The sequence below is a fragment of the Pseudacidovorax sp. 1753 genome (assembly GCF_040544975.1).
Lineage (GTDB): Bacteria > Pseudomonadota > Gammaproteobacteria > Burkholderiales > Burkholderiaceae_C > Xenophilus.
In genome coordinates this window covers 23,275-42,236 of record NZ_JBEPKY010000011.1, presented here as the reverse complement: position 1 = coordinate 42,236, position 18,962 = coordinate 23,275, and the positions used below count along the sequence as shown (strand labels likewise).

The 18,962-nt window shown below is 67.9% G+C and carries 15 protein-coding genes; 12 read left to right on the top strand and 3 right to left on the bottom strand.

All coding sequences use genetic code 11. From position 1 onward, the window contains the following. Positions 1-87: 87 nt before the first annotated feature. Positions 88-2,019 (top strand): glycosyltransferase family protein, encoded by a 1,932-nt coding sequence (locus tag ABIC63_RS15150; RefSeq protein WP_354320377.1) that lies wholly within the window; start codon positions 88-90, stop codon positions 2,017-2,019. Here ABIC63_RS15150 and ABIC63_RS15145 read toward each other — a convergent pair. Both ABIC63_RS15145 and ABIC63_RS15140 read right to left on the bottom strand, forming a co-directional pair. Then, a complete protein-coding gene (locus ABIC63_RS15145; protein WP_114801380.1) occupies positions 2,016-2,747 on the bottom strand; it encodes an ABC transporter ATP-binding protein in 732 nt (243 codons plus the stop codon). The genes ABIC63_RS15150 and ABIC63_RS15145 overlap by 4 nt on opposite strands. A 7-nt stretch (positions 2,748-2,754) precedes the next feature. Next, positions 2,755-3,561 (bottom strand): ABC transporter permease, encoded by an 807-nt coding sequence (locus ABIC63_RS15140; protein WP_017757218.1) that lies wholly within the window; start codon positions 3,559-3,561, stop codon positions 2,755-2,757. 154 nt (positions 3,562-3,715) lie between these two features. Between ABIC63_RS15140 and ABIC63_RS15135 the strand changes: the two genes are divergently transcribed. From ABIC63_RS15135 to ABIC63_RS15125, 3 genes are all read left to right on the top strand, one after another. After that, positions 3,716-5,737 (top strand): acyltransferase family protein, encoded by a 2,022-nt coding sequence (locus ABIC63_RS15135; protein WP_354320376.1) that lies wholly within the window; start codon positions 3,716-3,718, stop codon positions 5,735-5,737. Between the two features lie 61 nt (positions 5,738-5,798). Beyond that, positions 5,799-7,625, top strand: a complete 1,827-nt coding sequence (locus tag ABIC63_RS15130; protein WP_354320465.1) for a glycosyltransferase family 2 protein — start codon at positions 5,799-5,801, stop codon at positions 7,623-7,625. Positions 7,626-7,699: 74 nt separating this feature from the next. Further along, the gene (locus tag ABIC63_RS15125) at positions 7,700-8,665 is read left to right on the top strand and encodes a glycosyltransferase (RefSeq protein ID WP_294373655.1); all 966 of its coding nucleotides are present in this window, start codon (positions 7,700-7,702) and stop codon (positions 8,663-8,665) included. 58 nt (positions 8,666-8,723) lie between these two features. On the opposite strand, the gene ABIC63_RS15120 is transcribed toward ABIC63_RS15125, so the two are convergent. Continuing rightward, positions 8,724-9,497 carry a glycosyltransferase family 2 protein gene (locus tag ABIC63_RS15120; protein WP_354320375.1) on the bottom strand — a complete coding sequence of 258 codons (774 nt, stop codon included), beginning with the start codon at positions 9,495-9,497 and terminating at the stop codon, positions 8,724-8,726. Between the two features lie 71 nt (positions 9,498-9,568). On the opposite strand from ABIC63_RS15120, the gene ABIC63_RS15115 reads away from it, so the two are divergent. The 8 genes from ABIC63_RS15115 to ABIC63_RS15080 all read left to right on the top strand — a co-directional run bounded on the left by ABIC63_RS15115 (position 9,569) and on the right by ABIC63_RS15080 (position 18,937). After that, positions 9,569-10,666 carry a glycosyltransferase family 4 protein gene (locus ABIC63_RS15115; RefSeq protein ID WP_294373650.1) on the top strand — a complete coding sequence of 366 codons (1,098 nt, stop codon included), beginning with the start codon at positions 9,569-9,571 and terminating at the stop codon, positions 10,664-10,666. A 49-nt stretch (positions 10,667-10,715) separates the two neighbouring features. Continuing rightward, a complete protein-coding gene (gene argB / locus ABIC63_RS15110; RefSeq protein WP_234193059.1) occupies positions 10,716-11,609 on the top strand; it encodes an acetylglutamate kinase in 894 nt (297 codons plus the stop codon). Positions 11,610-11,689: 80 nt separating this feature from the next. After that, complete coding sequence (gene slmA / locus ABIC63_RS15105; protein WP_354320374.1) at positions 11,690-12,367, top strand: nucleoid occlusion factor SlmA; 678 nt, start codon at positions 11,690-11,692, stop codon at positions 12,365-12,367. 212 nt (positions 12,368-12,579) lie between these two features. Beyond that, complete coding sequence (gene katG, locus ABIC63_RS15100) at positions 12,580-14,823, top strand: catalase/peroxidase HPI (protein WP_354320373.1); 2,244 nt, start codon at positions 12,580-12,582, stop codon at positions 14,821-14,823. Positions 14,824-14,943: 120 nt separating this feature from the next. Then, a complete protein-coding gene (locus tag ABIC63_RS15095; protein WP_354320372.1) occupies positions 14,944-15,792 on the top strand; it encodes a fumarylacetoacetate hydrolase family protein in 849 nt (282 codons plus the stop codon). A gap of 129 nt (positions 15,793-15,921) precedes the next feature. Continuing rightward, positions 15,922-16,602 (top strand): TetR/AcrR family transcriptional regulator, encoded by a 681-nt coding sequence (locus ABIC63_RS15090; protein ID WP_354320371.1) that lies wholly within the window; start codon positions 15,922-15,924, stop codon positions 16,600-16,602. A 66-nt stretch (positions 16,603-16,668) separates the two neighbouring features. After that, complete coding sequence (locus tag ABIC63_RS15085; RefSeq protein ID WP_354320370.1) at positions 16,669-18,465, top strand: acyl-CoA dehydrogenase C-terminal domain-containing protein; 1,797 nt, start codon at positions 16,669-16,671, stop codon at positions 18,463-18,465. A 40-nt stretch (positions 18,466-18,505) separates the two neighbouring features. Beyond that, complete coding sequence (locus ABIC63_RS15080) at positions 18,506-18,937, top strand: DUF2147 domain-containing protein (protein ID WP_354320369.1); 432 nt, start codon at positions 18,506-18,508, stop codon at positions 18,935-18,937. Positions 18,938-18,962 lie beyond the last annotated feature (25 nt).

The window sequence follows — 18,962 nt, the reverse complement described above, 5'->3', positions numbered from 1 at the left end:
GGGATGAGGGATCAAGAGGAGCACCGGCAGGGGGGGCGTCGTCCAAATTTCCTTCGCCTTGGCGTGGCTGGGTTAGGCATTGCAGTCGTGATTGCCATCTTTGCGGCTGGCGTCGCCTGGAACATGGGGCTGCCGGGCCTGTACATGGACGCTGTCAATCCAGACTATCTGGTGGTGCGCATGCTTGCTGACGCGCCGTGGCGTCTTCCGGCATGGGTGCTGCCAGGCAATCTCCTCGGGGATCGCTGGCCGGTATTAACTTCTCTCTATCACGGCACGCTTCACGCATGGACGTTGTTGCCGCTCTATGCAGCCTTCGGCTCCAGCCTCGAGCTTCTGCGTGCGTCGCATGCACTTTGGGGCGTGGCAATCCTCTTGGGGCTTTGGACATGCCTGCGACGAAATGGTGGGGGCCCATGGATCAGCATAGCCGTGCCACTGTTGCTCGCGATTGATCCGGCTTTCATCTTTGCCTTCCGGACGCAGCTCTACATCACTCTGGCGCCGATGCTGTTCACGCTGCTCGCGATGCAGTCTGCGCAGCGGGAAAAGGATGCTCGTACGAGGGGGCAGCATTTCAGTGCTGCGCTTTTGACGGGCCTGTTCAGCGGCTTGGCCATCTATGGCTACTTTGTGTACGCGTTTTTTCTGCCCGGAATGATTGCGTGGCTGGGTCTCCAGTACTTCGCCAATCGTGCTCCTGACCGTGGTGCCGGTGTTCCCTGTATTGCCGCCGGGCTGGCTCTGGGGCTGGCTCTTGGCGCGTTAGGCTATCTGGTCGGTTATGGCCTCATCCTCCATGAAGAGGGCGGGTGGGCCGGCCTGCTTGCCTACCTGCATGCCCGAAGCGCCGAACTCAAAGCATTTCAGGCGAGCTATTCGTTCTTCGAGGTGACGTCGTTTTTTATCCGCGTTCTGCGCGACGTTGTCAGCGGCCAATGGCAGGCTCAGCTGATGCTCGGAGAGCATGTCCCGTTTTTCGGCCAATATCTGAAGCCGGCATTGATGTTTGCAGTGACTGGCATCGGCTCGATGATGCTTACTTGGCGCGGCAAGGGCTCCATGTGGTTGTGCGGAGTTTGGCTCCTCATGCTGAGCTTTGGGCTAGGGGCATTGTGTTTCGGGGAGCGCCTGAGCGGCCATCACTTCGCGCCGTTCATTGTCCTGGCCTATATGGCTGCTGCATTCACCGTAGTCGGGATTTCGGAGCTTGCGCCGCGTGCTGCGCCTTGGTTTGCGGGGCTGGCTCTTCTCTCTGCGGGGATATCCCTCGCCGGCCAGACTGCGATTCAGCAGCGGCTGGTTGCGACCGGCGGCCGTCTTTTGTACTCGGAGGCGATCATGCAGTTTTCGAATGATGCGGCCCGATTGCACTCCAACGCGCTCTACGTTCTTCCTGACTGGGGACTGTTCATGCCTCTTCAGTTGCTGACAGGGGGGCGTGTTGACCATGTCCTTTCCATCGACGATTCGGCCCAGCAGGTGCTTTGCTCGGGCCGCGATCTTGTAGTGGCGCTGATTGGCGCGGACGCGCCACAACGTTTAGAGGAGCAGCAGCGGCGTTTCGGATGGAAAGAGATGCGGGTGCAGCAGTATCTGGATCGCGAGAAAAATCTGGTGATTTCCGCGGGGCTGGTGACGCCTGCAGATGCGAGAGACAGGTGCGCGGCCTTAGCAGAGGCTCGGGCCGAGGTTGCGAAGGCGAATGCCCTTGCAGAGAAACGCGGGGTTCGTGTGGTTCCTCCCTTGGTGGGCAGTTGCCGGGCTCAGGCCGTGACGCTGACCTGGGATTTCCTGGATCTGCCCGCCGGCGCAAACGTCGAGGTCAAAGTCAAGCAACGAGACGCCGCCGCTTTCCAGCTTTTTAAAGTGGGCAGTGCAGCAGACGGCGCAGAGACAGGGCCTTGGGTCAAAGTGGGCACACAGTTTCGGTTCGCTGACCCTCGGTCCGGCGACGTTCTGGCGACGATGACGATGCTGCCCGATGAGCGAGGTTGCCAGGCAGCAGGTACTCGCTAGCTATCGAGTGCAGACAGCTGCGGCGGCTCGGTGCTCACCACCCGCCCGTGCTCCAGCCGGATGAACCGGTTGCATTCCTTCAGCAGCAACTTCGGCGAATGCGAGGCCAGCACCAGGATGCCCGACTTGGCCACCATCTCGGTCATGCGCTGCTCGGCCTTGGCCTGGAAGTCGGCGTCGCCGACCGAGAGCCATTCGTCCATCAGCAGGATGTCCGCCGTCATGCTGGTGCAGATGGCGAAGGCCAGGCGCATCACCATGCCGGTCGAATAGGTGCGCACGGGCATGTTCACGTACTCGCCCAGGCCGCTGAACTCGCAGATCTCGGGCGTCATGGCCTCGATCTGGCGGCGCTTGAGGCCCATCGAGAGCCCCCGCAGCATGATGTTCTCGACGCCGCTCGCGTCGCGCTCGATGCCCATCGACGGGTCGATCAGGCTGGCCACGCTGCCGATGCGGGCGAACTCGCCCGAGGTGGGCTCGTAGACGCCGGCCAGCAGGCGCAGCAGGGTGGACTTGCCGGCGCCGTTGTGGCCCAGGATGCCCAGGCGGTCGCCGGCCTTGAGTTCGAGGTCGATGTCCGACAGCGCCTGCACCACCGTCACGCCGGTTTCCTTGCCCACGCGGCCACCGGTGACCGAGGCGGCCAGCGTCTTCTTGAACGAGGTGGCGCTGGCGCCGTAGATCGGAAAGCCCAGGCTGACGTTCTTGAGCGAGAGGGAGGTCATGGGCGACTCAGAGCCAGAAGACGATGCGGCGGCGATAGCGCGCGAAGAGGATGCAGGCCACGGTGATGTTGATCACCGTCCAGATGGCCATGCCCGCCCAGTTGTGCCAGTGCGCGACGCCGCCCATCAGCGGCGTGCGCAGCAGATCCAGCATCTGCGCCAGGGGGTTCCACAGCATGTACTTGGCCCGGTCGGGGAGGTTCTCGGGCAGCCAGAACACGGGCGTGAGGAACATCAGCATCTGCATGACGCTGGCAATGATCTGGGCCACGTCCCGGAAGCGCGTGCACAGGATGCCCAGGCCGATGCCGATGCAGTGGGCATTGACGATGAGCAGGGCGAAGGCCGGAATGACCATCAGCGCCGGCCATGACAGCGAGATGCCCGTCCACAGGGCCACCGGCACGAACAGGATGATGTGGTGGGCAAACTGGATGACGCTGCGCGCCTGGGTGCGCCAGACGAACATGCTCACCGGGAAGTAACCCTGCTTGAGGTAGTTCTGCGCATTGATGAAGGCATCGCCCGAGTCGATCACCGTCACCGAGAAGAAGGTCCAGAAGATGATGCCCAGCGCCAGGTGCGGGAAGAACTTCGACAGCTCGGTGCCGAAGAGCGAGGCATACAGCGGCCCCATGCCGCCGATCATGGCGCCCATGCTCAGGGTCAGCCACAGCGGCCCGAGCGTCGAGCGGCGGTAGCGCAGCACGATGTCGAACCAGGCCAGGGTCCACCAGATGTCGATGCGGCGGGTGCCTTCCCACCAGTCCTTCCACGCGCTTCTGTGCAGGTTGGAGTGGACGGTGGTTGTCATGCGGTCGGGGGCTGAAGGGAAGCGCGGGATTCTATCCGGGGGCTTTTCCCGGTGGGTTTTCCGGGCAGTCCGCGCCGCAGGGGCGTCGGACGGGTATGGATAATCCGCGGTCCTGTTCAGCACAGTGTGGCCCTGCGCCACCCGGCCGCACCGCATGCCGCCCAGCCCCGCCACCGCGCCTTCACTCTCCCACCCGGCCTACCGCCCCGACATCGACGGACTGCGCGCGATCGCGGTGCTGTCGGTCATCATCTTCCATGCCTCGCCGCGCTGGCTGCCCGGCGGCTTCGTGGGCGTGGACATCTTCTTCGTCATCTCGGGCTTCCTGATCTCCACCATCATGTTCGGCAGCCTGGCCGGCGGCGGGTTCAGCTATGCCGAGTTCTATGCCCGGCGCATCCGCCGCATCTTCCCGGGCCTGGTTCTGATGCTGATCGCCACGCTGGCCTTTGGCTGGTGGGTGCTGCTGGCGGACGAGTTCCGACAACTGGGCAAGCACGTGCTGGCCAGCGCGGGCTTCGTGGCCAACCTGGTTCTGTGGGGCGAGGCCGGCTACTTCGACACCGTGGTCGAGACCAAGCCGCTGCTGCATCTGTGGTCGCTGGCGGTGGAGGAGCAGTTCTACATCTTCTGGCCGCTGCTGCTGACGCTGGCCTGGAAGCGCCAGCACCTGCTGCGGTGGATGGGCGTGGCGGTGGGCCTGTCCTTCCTGCTCAACGTCGGGCTGGTGGTGCGCCATCCGGATGCCGCCTTCTACATGCCGTTCACGCGCGTGTGGGAGCTGGGCGCGGGGGCGATGCTGGCCTGGGTCGCCTGGCGCCGGGGCCCCGGCGCCGCGCCGCTGCCCGGGCACCAGTTCATGGGGGCGGCCGGGCTCGCCTGCATCGTGGCCGCCCTGGGCCTGCTCGACCGGTACAAGGCCTTCCCGGGCTTCTGGGCCGTGCTGCCGGTGCTGGGCGCCTGCCTGTGCATCGCGGCGGGGCCGCAGGCCTGGTTCAACCGTCGGCTGCTCGGTGCGCGGCTCTTCGTCTGGTTCGGCCTGATCAGCTATCCGCTGTACCTGTGGCACTGGCCGCTGCTGGCCTATGCGCGCGTGCTGCAGGAAGGCTTCCTCGATCCGCCGCGGGTGCTGCGCTTCGGTGCCCTGGGCGTGTCGGTGCTGCTGGCCTGGCTGACCTTCCGCTTCGTGGAGCGTCCGCTGCGGCGGGGCGGCCGCGGCGTGGTCGCGGGCCTGGCCGGAGCCATGGTGGTGCTCGCGCTGGTGGGCGCGGCGGCGCAGCTGCGCTGGCTGCTGCCGCGCAACGACGATCCGAGCATCCAGGCCATCATGAATGCCGGGGCCGACTGGGTGTACCCGGAGGCGCTCAAGCCCTTCACCTTCGAGGGCCAGGGCTTCGAGCGCATCGACGGCGGCCCGCGCGAGGTGCTGCTGATCGGCGACAGCCACGTGGAGCAGTACCGTGCCCGTGCCCTGGCGCTGGCCGAGCGCAAGCCCGACGAGGTGTCGACCCTGCTCTTCGCGACGCGCGGCGCCTGCCCGCCGATTCCCAACCTCATCGAGGACCGCGACCCGATCTGCGGGGAGCGGCTGTCCGCCGCGCTCGACCTGGCCCGCACGCCCGCCGTCAAGGCCGTGGTGATCGGCGGCTGCTGGGGCTGCTATTTCGACGTGGACCAGGCCCCGCCGACCGCCAGCGCCCCGCCGCCGCCCGACCATTACTACTACCGCGACGCCCAGGGCCAGCGCCACCTGCTGCGAGGCGGCGATGGCGTGGACCAGTCCATCGCCGCGCTCGGCCGCCTGCTGGCCGAGATCCGGGCGATGGGCAAGACGCCCTACCTGCTGCTCAACATCCCCGTGGGCGCCGACTTCGAGCCGCGCAGCCGCCTCACCGGCAACCGCCTGGAGCGGATGACCGCCGCGCCCGTCACGCCGATGGCGCCCTTGCCGCCCTCGCAGGCCGCGCTGCACGAGCGGCTGCGGCAGCTGGCACTGGCCAACGGCGCGATCCCGCTGGATCCGATGGCCGGCCTGTGCCGTCCGGACGGCCAATGCGTGCGCGCGGACGGGCAGGGCGATCCGGTCTACAAGGACGCGACGCACCTGCGCGCCGCCTATGTGCGCGAAGCGGCGACCTTCCTCGACACGGCGCTGCTGGCGCCGGCCAGCCGGTGAACCCCTGGCATGACGCCTTCAGGAGCCTGAATTGACGAATCGATGGTGGCGGCTCGCCCGCATGGCCGTGACGCAGGGGCCCCGGCTCGCCACCCGGCTGCCGCAGGCCTGGCGTGTCTGGCGCAAGGCCGGCTGGCGGGGGGTGGACTGGGAGTTCCGCCGCAAGCTGCGGCCCGGCAACGATTACGGCCGCTGGGTGCGCGAGCACGACACGATCACGCCGCAGCAGCGCGAAGTCCTGCGCGCCCGTGCCGCAGCGCTGGCCGACGGCCCGCTGATCTCGGTGCTGATGCCCTGCTACAACCCCGACCCGCAGTTCCTGCGCGCAGCCATCGCCTCGGTGCAGGCCCAGCTCTACGGCCGCTGGCAGCTGTGCATCGCCGACGATGCCTCGCCCGCGCCCGAGGTGCGCCAGGTGCTCGAAGCCTGCCAGGCCGAGGACCCACGCATCCAGGTCGTCTTCCGCCCGAAGAACGGCCACATCTCCGCCGCCTCCAACAGCGCGCTGGAACTGGTGCAGGGCGAATGGATCGCCCTGATGGACCACGACGACCTGCTGCCCGAGGACGCCCTGCTGCGCGTGGCCGAATGCGTGCGCGACCATCCCGATGCGCAGCTCGTCTACTCCGACGAGGACAAGGTCGACGATGCGGGCCAGCGCTCGGACCCGTACTTCAAGCCCGACTGGAACCTGGATCTCTTCCGCTCGCACAACATGTTCAGCCACCTGGGCGTGCTGCGCACGGCGCTGGTGCGCGAGGTGGGCGGCTTCCGCCAGGGCCTGGAAGGCTCGCAGGACTGGGACCTGGTGCTGCGCTGCGTCGAGCGCATCGCGCCCTCGCAGATCGTGCACATCCCGCGGGTGCTCTACCACTGGCGCATCCATGTGCAGAGCACGGCCAAGTCCATGGACGCCAAGCCCTATGCGGCCGTGGCCGGCGAGCGGGCGCTGGACGAGCACTTTGCGCGCCTGGGCATCCAGGCCAAGGCCGAGTACCTCGGCTACGGCTACCGCGTGCGCTATGCGCTGCCCAGTCCGCCGCCGCTGGTGTCGCTGATCATCCCGACGCGCAATGCGCTCGCACTGATGCGCCAGTGCATCGAGTCGATCCAGAAGCGCACCGATTACCCGAACTGGGAAATCATCCTGGTGGACAACGGCTCGGACGATCCGGCCGCGCTGGCGTACTTCGAGCGACTGGCGCAGCAGCCCAATATCCGCGTGCTGCGCGACGACCGGCCGTTCAACTATTCGGCACTCAACAACCAGGCGGTGGCGCTGGGGCGCGGCGAGCTGGTGGCGCTGGTCAACAACGACATCGAGGTGATGTCGCCCGGCTGGCTCTCCGAGATGGTGAGCCTGGCGATGCAGCCGGGCGTGGGCGCCGTGGGCGCGCGGCTGTGGTACCCCGACATGACGCTGCAGCACGGCGGCGTGATCCTGGGGCCGGGGGGCTGCGCCGTGCATGCGCACAAGGCGCTGCCGCGCGGCCTGAACGGCTATGCGGGGCGCGCGGCGCTGATCCAGTCCTTCAGCGCCGTGACGGCGGCCTGCCTGGTGGTGCGCAAGTCGCTCTACACGCAGGTGGGCGGGCTGGACGAGGTGAACCTCACCGTGGCCTTCAACGACGTGGACTTCTGCCTGCGCCTGCGCGAGGCGGGCTACCGCAATGTGTGGACGCCCTATGCCGAGCTGCTGCACCACGAATCGGCCACCCGGGGCGAAGACGTGGCGCCGGAGAAGCGCGAGCGCTTCGAGCGCGAGTTGGCCTTCATGCAGCAGCGCTGGGGTGCGCTGATCGACCATGACCCGGCCTACAGCCCGAACCTCACGCTGCTGCTCGAGGACTTCAGCCTCGCGTGGCCGCCGCGCCGCACGGACGCATGACCGAGGCCGTGCCGATTCCGTCAACCGCCGCTCCGGCGTGGCCCGCGGCATCTGTCGCGCAGGCCGATGTCTCCGTGGCCCTGTGCACCCGCAATGGCGCGCGCTACCTGCCCGCGCAGGTGGCCAGCATCTGCACGCAGGACCTGCTGCCGCGCGAGATCGTGCTCTCCGACGACGACTCGTCCGACGACAGCGTCGCCGTGGTCGAGCGCACCTTGGCCGAACATGGACTTGCCACGCGCATCCCGCTCACCGTCATGCGCAACCGCCCGCCGCTGGGCGTCACCCGCAATTTCGAGCAGGCCATCCGGGCATGCCGCGGCGAGCTGATCGCCCTGTGCGACCAGGACGACGTGTGGCACGCAGGGCGGCTGCGACGCATGGTGGCCGAGTTCGAGCGCCGGCCCGAGCTGCTGCTGCTGCATTCCGACGCGCGGCTGGTGGATGGCGAGCTCAAGCCCCTGGGCCAGACCCTGCTGCAGGCGCTGGAGACCCGCCCGGGCGAACTGGCCGACATCGCGGCCGGCCGGGCCTTCGCGGCCCTGATGCACCGCAACCTGGTGACCGGCGCCACCACCATGCTGCGCCGTACCTTGCTCGACACCGCCTTGCCCATCTCGCCGCTGTGGGTGCACGACGAATGGCTGGCCACCGTGGGCGCCGCCATCGGCCGCATCGACCTGCTGGCCGAGCCGTTGATGGACTATCGCCAGCACGGCAACAACCAGATCGGCGCCCAGCGCATGACGCTGCGGCAGAAGATCGACAAGGCGCTCGGCGAGCGGGGCGACAAGTACGTCCATCGCGTGCGGCGGTCCGAGGCCTTGCTGGCCTTCCTGCAGGGGCTCGGCCCGCGGGTGGCCGGAGAGACGCTGGCGCTGGCACAGGGCAAGCTGGACCATTTCCGCTTTCGGGCGGGACTGCCGCGCTGGCGTCCCGCCCGTGTGCTGCCCGTGGGCCTGCAGGCGGCACGAGGCCGTTACGCCCGCTTCGACCGCGGCCTGCCGGCCATCCTCCAGGATCTGTTGGAGCGCGGCTGATTCCGCTCGTCTCGCGACAGGGCCTGCGCCGCGCGATCCGCGCCGGCGCGCCGCCCCATCACCCGGGCGGCGAAGCCTGCGCAGCTTCGCGGGCCAGCAGCCCCCGGTAGCGCCAGAAGGCGGCCGAGCCCCACACCTTCAGCAGGCTGCTCACGTGCCACCACAGGTGCCGCAGGCGCGTGCGGCTGGCACGCTGGGCCTCGTGCCGCGCCTGCTGGTCCTCGGCGATCTGGATGCGCCAGCCGGCCAGGCGCAGGCGCGCACAGATGTCGAAGTCCTCGCCGTACATGAAGAAGCGCTCGTCGAAGCCGCCGATCCGGCGGTAAGCCTCGCTGCGAAAGAGCATGAACAGGCCCGGGATCCAGTCGGGCACGGCCGGGATGCCGTAGCCGGGCTTGCGGCGCTGGAGGATCTCGGTCGGCGTGAGCAGCGCGCGGTGCTGCTCCGGCGCCGTCTTGCCGGGCTCCAGGATGCGCGGTGCCAGCAGGCCGGCGCCGGCCGCGGCATGGGCCAGCAGCGGCGAGAGCACGTCATGGTCCAGCCGGATGTCCGGGTTCAGCACCAGGAACCAAGGCGTCTCGCAGTGGCCGAAGGCCTGGTTGTTGTTGGCGCCGAAGCCCATCGGGGCCGGGTTGTCCAGCCGCAGTAGCGGCAGGCCGGGCGGCGCGTCGCCCAGGAGATCGGGCTCGGGAATGTTGACCGTGAGCACCACGCGATCGATCAGCGGGCCGCAGAAGCGGGCGAGCTGATGCAGCAGCGGCAGGATCAGCGCCTGCTGTCCGTGGCTCACGATGGAGATGGTCAGCGGCGGGCGGTCTGTCAGCTCAGGCATGGTCTAATTTCGCACGGGATTCTAGGAGGCTGCCCCGTGGCCTCGCGCCTGGCGCGTCCCGCTCCCCCGCCATGATTGCCCTGATCGTCATCAGCTTCCTTGTTTCCGCCTTCACCGTGCTCGTGCTCATGCGCCGGGCGCGGCGCCATGCGCGGCGCTATGCCGCCGACATGCCGCAACGCTTCCACAAGGGCCACATTCCGCGCCTGGGGGGCGCCGGCATCCTGGTGGGCACCGGCGTGGCCTGGGTCGCCTCGGGCATCACGGGCAACGACCCGTTCAATCTCAACTGGCCCTTTGGAACGGCGCTGCTCACCTTCGCCTGCATCCTGCCGGCGGTGCTGGGCGGCATCACCGAGGACGTGACCCAGCGCGTGCCGGTGCGCATCCGGCTGGCGCTGACGACGGTGTCGGGCGTGCTGCTGTGCGGGCTGCTGGGCATCGGCGTGCACCGGCTGGGCATTCCCGGCCTCGATGGCTGGCTGCAGGCCACGCCATGGGTGGGGGCGCTCATCGCCGTGCTGGGCTTGGCCGGCCTGCCGCATGCCTTCAACATCATCGACGGCTACAACGGCCTGGCGGGCACGGTGGCGGTGCTGGTCGGCCTGGCCATCACCCACGTGGCGCTGCAGCTCGGCGACCGGCAACTGGCCGGCATGGTGGTCTGCCTGGTGGGCGCGACCATGGGCTTCCTGCTGTGGAACTACCCGCGCGGCAAGATCTTCGCCGGCGACGGCGGGGCCTATGTCTGGGGCATGGTGCTGGGGCTGTCGTGCGTGCTGCTGGTGCAGCGCCACTCGGCGGTCTCGCCCTGGTTCCCGGTGCTGCTGCTGATCTACCCGGTGTGGGAGACGCTGTTCTCCATCTACCGCAAGGCCGCCCGCGGCCAGTCGCCGGGCACGGCGGACGCGCTGCATTTCCACCAGCTCATCTTCCGCCGCATCGTGCGCGTGGCCTTCGAGGACAACGAGGCGCGCCAACTGCTGGCCCGCAACAACCGCACCTCGCCCTATCTGTGGATGTTCGCCGCCATGTCGGTGGTACCGGCCGTGCTGTTCTGGAACAACACGCTGATGCTGGCCTTCTTCTGCCTGCTGTTCGCCGTCACCTACGTGGCGGCCTACCTGATGATCGTGCGCTTCAAGGTGCCGCGCTGGCTACGGCCGTAGTCAGCACCCCCGCCATTTCCCTTTTCCTCTTCATGTCACGAGGCCAGCCATGACCGACCCCGTCCTGAACATCCCTCCGCGCGACAAGGCCGAGATCCTGGCCCAGGCGCTGCCCTACATCCGCAAGTTCCATGGCAAGACCATGGTCATCAAGTACGGCGGCAATGCCATGACCGATCCGGCCCTGCAGGCCGACTTCGCCGAGGACGTGGTGCTGCTCAAGCTGGTGGGCATCAACCCGGTGGTGGTGCACGGCGGTGGTCCGCAGATCGAGGCCGCCCTCAAGCGACTGGGCAAGACGGGCCAGTTCATCCAGGGCATGCGCGTGACCGACGCCGAGACCATGGAAGTCGTCGAATGGGTGCTGGCCGGCGAGGTGCAGCAGGACATCGTGGGCCTGATCAACCAGGCCGGCGGCAAGGCCGTGGGCCTGACGGGCCGCGATGGCGGGCTCATCCGCGCGCAGAAGCTCAAGATGGCCGACCGCCACGACCCCAGCCTCTTCCACGACGTGGGCCAGGTGGGCGACATCGTCTCCATCGATCCGGGCGTCGTGCAGGCGCTTCAGGACGACGCCTTCATCCCCGTCATCAGCCCCATCGGCTTCGGCGAGGACAACGAAAGCTACAACATCAACGCCGACGTGGTGGCCGGCAAGCTGGCCACGGTGCTCAAGGCCGAGAAGCTTGTGCTGCTGACCAACACGCCCGGCGTGCTCGACAAGACCGGCAAGCTGCTCACCGACCTGAGCGCCCGCGAGATCGACGATCTCTTTGCCGACGGCACCATCTCGGGCGGCATGCTGCCCAAGATCGAGGGTGCGCTCGATGCCGCCAAGAGCGGCGTCAACGCGGTGCACATCATCGATGGACGCGTGCCGCACGCCATGCTGCTGGAGATCCTGACCGAGCAGGCCTTCGGCACGATGATCCGCGCCCGCTGAGGCACCGGGGCCGGCCTGGCGCCGGGCCCATACCGCCGACGGCAGAGTCGGCGCTTTACAAGAACTGGGGCAGCGCAGCGATGGAGAACGAGGAGCCGCTGGGTTCGGAAACCATGTCGGAGCCGGCCGCCAGCCCGGCCGCCCCACCGGCGCGCAAGCGGCCGCGGCCGGGCGAGCGCCGCGTGCAGATCCTGCAGGCGCTGGCGGCCATGCTGGAGCAGCCCGGGGCCGAGCGCATCACCACGGCGGCGCTGGCCGCACGGCTGTCGGTGAGCGAGGCGGCCCTGTACCGGCACTTCGCCAGCAAGGCGCAGATGTTCGAGGGGCTGATCGACTTCATCGAGCAGAGCGTCTTCTCCCTCGTGCAGCAGATCGCCGAGCGCGATCGCCCGCCGGCCGAGCAGGCCGCGCAGCTCATGCACATGCTGGTGCAATTCGCCGAGAAGAACCCGGGCATGGCGCGGGTGATGACGGGCGATGCCCTCGTCTTCGAACACGAGCGGCTGCAGCAGCGCATGAACCTCTTCTTCGACAAGCTCGAAGCGCAGTGGCGGCAACTGCTGCGCGAGGATGCCCTGGCCGGCGGCTCGGCCACGCCCACTGTCGATGCCCAGGTGCGCGCCGCCGCCCTGGCGGCCTTCGCGATGGGCCGGCTTCAGCGCTACAGCCGCTCGGGCTTCCGGCGCCTGCCGTCGGAGCAGCTCGACGGTTGCATCGCGCTGCTGCTGTCGGGACTGCCGGCTTCCATCGGCCACTGAGTCGGCAGCGTCCCGCGCTGCGCAAGCCCCCGCTGTGCCTGGGGGCTAATCCGGTCGCGAGCGCTGTCCGTAGTGGGCTCATGACCGCCGCTTGACTTCCGTCGCCTATGGCCGGGATAGGCGTTGTTGGCTCGCTCCGCGTGGGCCTTCTGCAGAGAATCCACGGCACCGTTTCCCCCACCCCAAGTCCCCACAACGCACAAGGAGCGCCCATGGCCAACGAGAGCTCGCAGAGCAAATGCCCCTTCCACCAGGCCGCCAGCAGCGGCACCACCAACCGTGACTGGTGGCCCCAGCAGCTGCGGCTGGACATGCTGCACCAGCATTCGGCCAAGTCGAACCCGATGGGCGAGGACTTCGATTACGCCCAGGCCTTCAAGAGCCTGGACCTCGATGCGGTCAAGCGCGACCTCACCGCGCTCATGACCGATTCGCAGGACTGGTGGCCGGCCGACTTCGGCCACTACGGCGGCCTGTTCGTGCGCATGGCCTGGCACAGCGCCGGCACCTACCGCACTGCCGATGGCCGTGGGGGCGGCGGCCGGGGGCAGCAGCGCTTTGCACCGCTCAACAGCTGGCCCGACAACGTCAGCCTCGACAAGGCCCGCCGCCTGCTGTGGCCCATCAAGCAGAAGTACGGCAACAAGATCTCCTGGGCCGACCTGATGATCCTCACGGGCAACGTCGCGCTCGAATCCATGGGCTTCAAGACCCTGGGCTTCGGCGGCGGCCGGGCCGACACCTGGGAGCCCGACCAGGACGTGTACTGGGGCCGCGAAACCAAGTGGCTGGGCGGCGACGTCCGCTATTCGCAGGGCTCGCCGGGCGTCGAAGGCCGCGGCGTGCTCGTTAAGGACGACGACAGCAAGGTGCCCGAGAGCCGCGACCTGGAGAACCCGCTGGCCGCCGTGCAGATGGGCCTGATCTACGTGAACCCCGAAGGTCCTGACGGCAAGCCCGATCCGGTTGCCTCGGCCCGCGACATCCGCGACACCTTCGGCCGCATGGGCATGGACGACGAAGAGACCGTGGCCCTGATCGCTGGCGGCCACACCTTCGGCAAGACCCACGGCGCAGCCGCGGCCGACAACGTGGGTGCCGAACCCGAGGCGGAAGACCTGGCATCGCAAGGCTTCGGCTGGCACAACAAGCATGGCTCCGGCAAGGGTGCCGACGCCATCACCAGTGGACTCGAAGTCACCTGGACGCGGACGCCCACGCAGTGGAGCAACGACTACTTCGAGTTCCTGTTCGGCCACGAGTGGGAGCTGACCAAGAGCCCGGCCGGCGCGCACCAGTGGGTCGCCAAGAACGCCGAGCCGAGCATTCCGCATGCCTTCGACGCCAGCAGGAAGCTGCTGCCGACCATGCTCACGTCCGACCTGGCGCTGCGCTTCGATCCGGCCTACGAGAAGATCTCGCGCCGCTTCCTGGCCAACCCCGACCAGTTCGCCGACGCCTTCGCCCGCGCCTGGTTCAAGCTGACCCACCGCGACATGGGCCCGCGTGCACGCTACCTGGGCAAGGACGTGCCGGCCGAGGAATTCGTCTGGCAGGACCCGCTGCCCGCCGTGGACCATCCGGTCATCGGCGAGCAGGACGTCGACGCGCTCAAGGCCAAGGTGCTGGCCTCGGGCCTGACGGTGCCGCAACTGGTGGCCACGGCCTGGGCCTCGGCCTCCACCTTCCGCGGCGGCGACAAGCGCGGCGGTGCCAACGGCGCGCGCATCCGCCTCGCGCCGCAGAAGGACTGGGCCGTCAACCAGCCCGAGCAACTGGCCCAGGTGCTCAAGACGCTGGAAAGCATCCAGGCCGAGTTCAACGGCGCGCAGAAGGACGGCAAGAAGGTCTCGCTGGCCGACCTGATCGTGCTGGCCGGCGGCGCGGCCATCGAGAAGGCGGCGGGCCAGGGCGTGACCGTGCCCTTCACCCCGGGCCGCACCGATGCCAGCCAGGAACAGACCGACGTCGAAGGCTTCGCCGTGATGGAGCCCTTCGCGGATGGCTTCCGCAACTACGTCAAGACGGCCTCGGCCGTGCCGGCCGAAGCGCTGCTGGTCGACAAGGCCCAACTGCTGACGCTGACCGCGCCCGAGATGACGGCGCTGGTGGGCGGTCTGCGCATGCTGGGGGCCAACACTGGTGGGAGCCAACACGGCGTCTTCACCGACCGCGTGGGCACGCTCAGCAACGACTTCTTCGTCAACCTGCTGGACATGGCCACCGAATGGAAGGCCACGTCGCCCGCCAAGGACCTGTACGAAGGCCGCGACCGCAAGACCGGTGCCGTGCGCTGGACGGGCACCCGCGCCGACCTGGTGTTTGGCTCGCATGCCCAGCTGCGTGCCATCGCCGAGGTGTACGGCAGCGCCGACGGCCAGCAGAAGTTCGTGCGTGACTTCGTGGCGGCCTGGACCAAGGTGATGAACCTGGACCGCTTCGACCTCGTGGCCTGAGCGTCTGCGCCCTTGCGCCCGCCGGCATCGCCGGGGAGGGCGTGGAAGAATGCGCCCGCCCGCCGCCGTCCCTACGGCCGGGCGGGCGCTTTCGTTCACGTCACAGAAAAAGGATCCTCCATGAAGCTCGTCCGCTACGGCAACCCCGGCAAGGAAAAGCCCGGACTCATCGATGCGGAAGGCCGTCTGCGCGACCTGAGCGCCGTCGTTCCCGACCTGGGCGCCGCCCAGCTCGACGACAAGGTCATGGCCAAGCTGCGTCGCCTCAAGCCCGACACCCTGCCGCTGGTGCGCGGCAAGCCGCGTCTGGGCTGCCCCGTGGCGCAGGTGGGCAAGCTGGTCGCCATCGGCCTGAACTATGCCGACCATGCGGCCGAGGCCGGCATGCCCGTGCCCAAGGAACCGATCATCTTCCTCAAGGCCACCACCTGCATCCAGGGCCCCAACGATCCGGTGATGCTGCCCAAGGGCTCGGTCAAGACCGACTGGGAGGTGGAACTGGGCGTGGTCATCGGCCGGCAGGCCCGATACGTCTCGCAGAAGGAGGCGCTGGACCATGTGGCCGGCTACTGCGTGGTCAACGACGTGAGCGAGCGCGAATACCAGATCGAGCGCGGCGGCACCTGGGACAAGGGCAAGGGCTGCGACACCTTCGGCCCCATCGGTCCCTGGCTGGTCACGCGCGACGAGGTGCCCAACCCGCAGCGCCTGTCGCTGTGGCTGGACGTGAACGGCGAGCGCATGCAGACCGGCAGCACCCGCACCATGGTCTTCGGCGTGGCCAAGATCATCAGCTACGTCAGCCAGTTCATGACGCTGATGCCCGGCGACGTGATCGCCACCGGCACGCCGCCCGGCGTCGGCATGGGCATGAAGCCGCCGCGCTTCCTGCGGGCCGGCGACACCATGACGCTGGGCATCGAGGGCCTGGGCGAGCAGATGCAGCCGGTGGTGGCCTTCAAGCGTTGAGGCGCGCGGCGCGCCGGCCGCCGCGCGCTGCAAGACCCCCGGCGGCGCCGGGATTTCCGCAGGCTTGACGCCGTCGGGTGCCAGAATAAAAATGCACGACCGTTCGTTTTATTCTGTCCATCCCGAGCCATGAGCACTTCCAGCGCCGTCAAGCCTGCCCGCCAGGCCGCCAAAGGCCAGCAGACCAAGGCCGCCATCGTCGATGCCGCCCTGAGCCTGGCCGCCCAGGTGGGGCTGGAGGGCCTGTCGATCGGCGCGGTGGCCGAGCTCACGCAGATGAGCAAGTCGGGCGTGTTCGCCCATTTCGGCTCGCGCGAGGAACTGCAGATCTCGGTGGTCCGCGAATACCACCACCGCTTCGAGCAGGAAGTGTTCTATCCGGCGCTCACCCAGCCACGCGGCCTGCCGCGGCTGCGGGCCATGTTCGCCAACTGGATGAAGCGCACCACGACCGAGATCGACTCGGGCTGCATCTACATCAGCGGCGCTTCCGAATTCGACGACCGCCCGGGCCCGGTGCGTGATGCGCTGGTCGAGTCGGTCAGCATCTGGCAGGCCGCCGTGCTGCGCGCCGTGCGCCAGTCGCAGGAAGAGGGCCATCTGCAGACCGAGGCAGACGCCCGGCAGATCGCCTTCGAGATCCACGGCCTGATCCTGGCACTGCACTACGAGGCGCGCTTCCTGCGCGTCGACGGTTCGGTGGACCGGGCCAACACCGGCTTCGACAACATCCTCGCGCGCAGCGCCACGCCCGATGCGCCGCCGGCCGCGCCACCCGCACCGACGCGCAAGCTGCGCACCGTGCGCTGACCGGCACCCTTTTTCTTCTCTTTCTTCCTTCCTCTTCAACCTTCTTCCCGAGCAGGAGACGCCCGCATGCCCACCTACACCCCTCCGCTGCGCGACATGCAATTCGTGCTGCATGAAGTGTTCAATGTCGCCGACGAATTCAAGGCCATGCCGGCCCATGCCGAGACCGACGCGGACACCATCAATGCCGTGCTGGAAGAAGCGGGCAAGTTCGCCGCCGAGGTGGCCTTTCCGCTGAACATCGGCGGCGACACCGAGGGCTGCACGCTGGACGTGAAGACCCATGCGGTGACCACGCCCAAGGGCTTCAAGGAGGCCTATGCGCAGTACGTCGAGGGCGGCTGGCCGGCGCTGTCGTGCGACCCGCAGTTCGGCGGCCAGGGCCTGCCGCACACGGTCAACCAGTGCGTGTACGAGATGCTCAACAGCGCCAACCAAGCCTGGACCATGTATCCCGGCCTGTCGCATGGTGCCTACGAGGCGCTGGTGGCCCACGGCACCGAAGAGCAGAAGAAGACCTACCTGCCCAAGCTGGTGAGCGGCGAGTGGACCGGCACCATGTGCCTGACCGAGCCGCACTGCGGCACCGACCTGGGCCTGCTGCGCACCAAGGCCGAACCGCAGGCCGACGGCAGCTACCGGCTGACCGGCAACAAGATCTTCATCTCCGCCGGCGAGCACGACATGGCCGAGAACATCGTCCACCTTGTGCTGGCCCGCCTGCCGGACGCGCCCAAGGGCAGCAAGGGCATCAGCCTGTTCGTGGTGCCCAAGTTCAAGGTCAATGCCGACGGCAGCCTGGGCGAGCGCAACCCCATCTTCTGCACGGGCCTCGAGCACAAGATGGGCATCCACGGCAACGCCACCGCGCAGATCGCGCTGGACGGTGCGGTGGGCAGTTTGGTCGGCGAACCCAACAAGGGCCTGGCCGCCATGTTCGTGATGATGAACGCCGCCCGGCTGGGCGTGGGCAACCAGTCGCTGGGCCTGACCGAAGTCGCCTTCCAGAATGCGCTGGCCTATGCCAAGGACCGCATCCAGATGCGCTCGCTGTCGGGCGTGAAGGCCAAGGACAAGGACGCCGACCCGATCATCGTGCACCCCGACGTGCGCAAGATGCTGCTCACCGCCAAGGCCTATGCCGAAGGCGGCCGTGCGCTGCAGATCTTCTGCACGCTGCTGCTGGACAAGGCCCACCACCATCCCGACGAGAAGGTGCGCAAGAACAGCGACGAGCTGGTCGCGCTGCTCACGCCCATCGTCAAGGCCTTCATCACCGACAACGGCCACATCAGCACCAACGCCTGCATGCAGGTCTTCGGCGGCCATGGCTTCATCAAGGAATGGGGCATGGAGCAGTTCGTGCGGGACAACCGCATCAACATGATCTACGAAGGCACGAACACCGTGCAGTCGCTGGACCTGCTGGGCCGCAAGGTGCTGGGCAACAACGGCGCCACGCTCAAGAAGTTCGGCAAGCTGATCGGCCAGCTGGTGGAAGAGGAGGGCGTCAACGAAAAGATGGCCGAGTTCATCAACCCGCTGGCCTACCTGGGCGACCAGATGACCAAGTTCACCACCGAGATCGGCTTCAAGGGCTTCCAGAACCCCGACGAGGTCGGCGCCGCCGCGGTCGATTACCTGCGTGTGGCCGGCCACCTGGTGTTTGCCTACATGTTCGCCCGCATGGCCCAGGTGGCGCTGCGCAAGATCGCCGAGGGCAGCACTGACCCCTTCTACACCGCCAAGCTGCAGACCGCGCGCTTCTACTTCGCCAAGCTCTTCCCCGAGACCGCGACGCTGATGCGCACCGCCCGTTCGGGCAGCAAGGCGCTGATGGACACCGACGCCGCGCTGGCCTGATCGCCGCCCGCCTTCCCTTCCTTCACGACCGGAGACTTCCATGCTTCTTCGTGCATCCATCGCCATGTCCCTGGTGCTGGCCTCGTCGGCCGCGCTGGCGCAGATGAGCCCGGTGGGCCTGTGGCGCAACGTCGACGACAAGACGGGCGAGACCAAGGCCGAGATCCGCATCACCGACAACGGCGGTCAGCTGTCTGGCCGCATCGAGAAGGTGCTGAAGAAAGACGGCTCCTCCACCTGCGACCAGTGCACCGACGACCGCAAGGGCCAGCCCATCGTGGGCCTGGAGATCGTGCGCGGCGGCAGGAAGGCCGACGGCAAGGACCTGTGGGAAGGCGGCAAGATCCTCGATCCCGAGAACGGCAAGGAATACCGCGCCAGCTACACGCCGGTCGATGGCGGCAAGAAGCTGGAAGTGCGTGGCTACCTGGGGCCGTTCTGGCGGACGCAGACCTGGCAGCGGGCGCAGTGAAGCCGCAAGCCGTTTCAACGCCTGG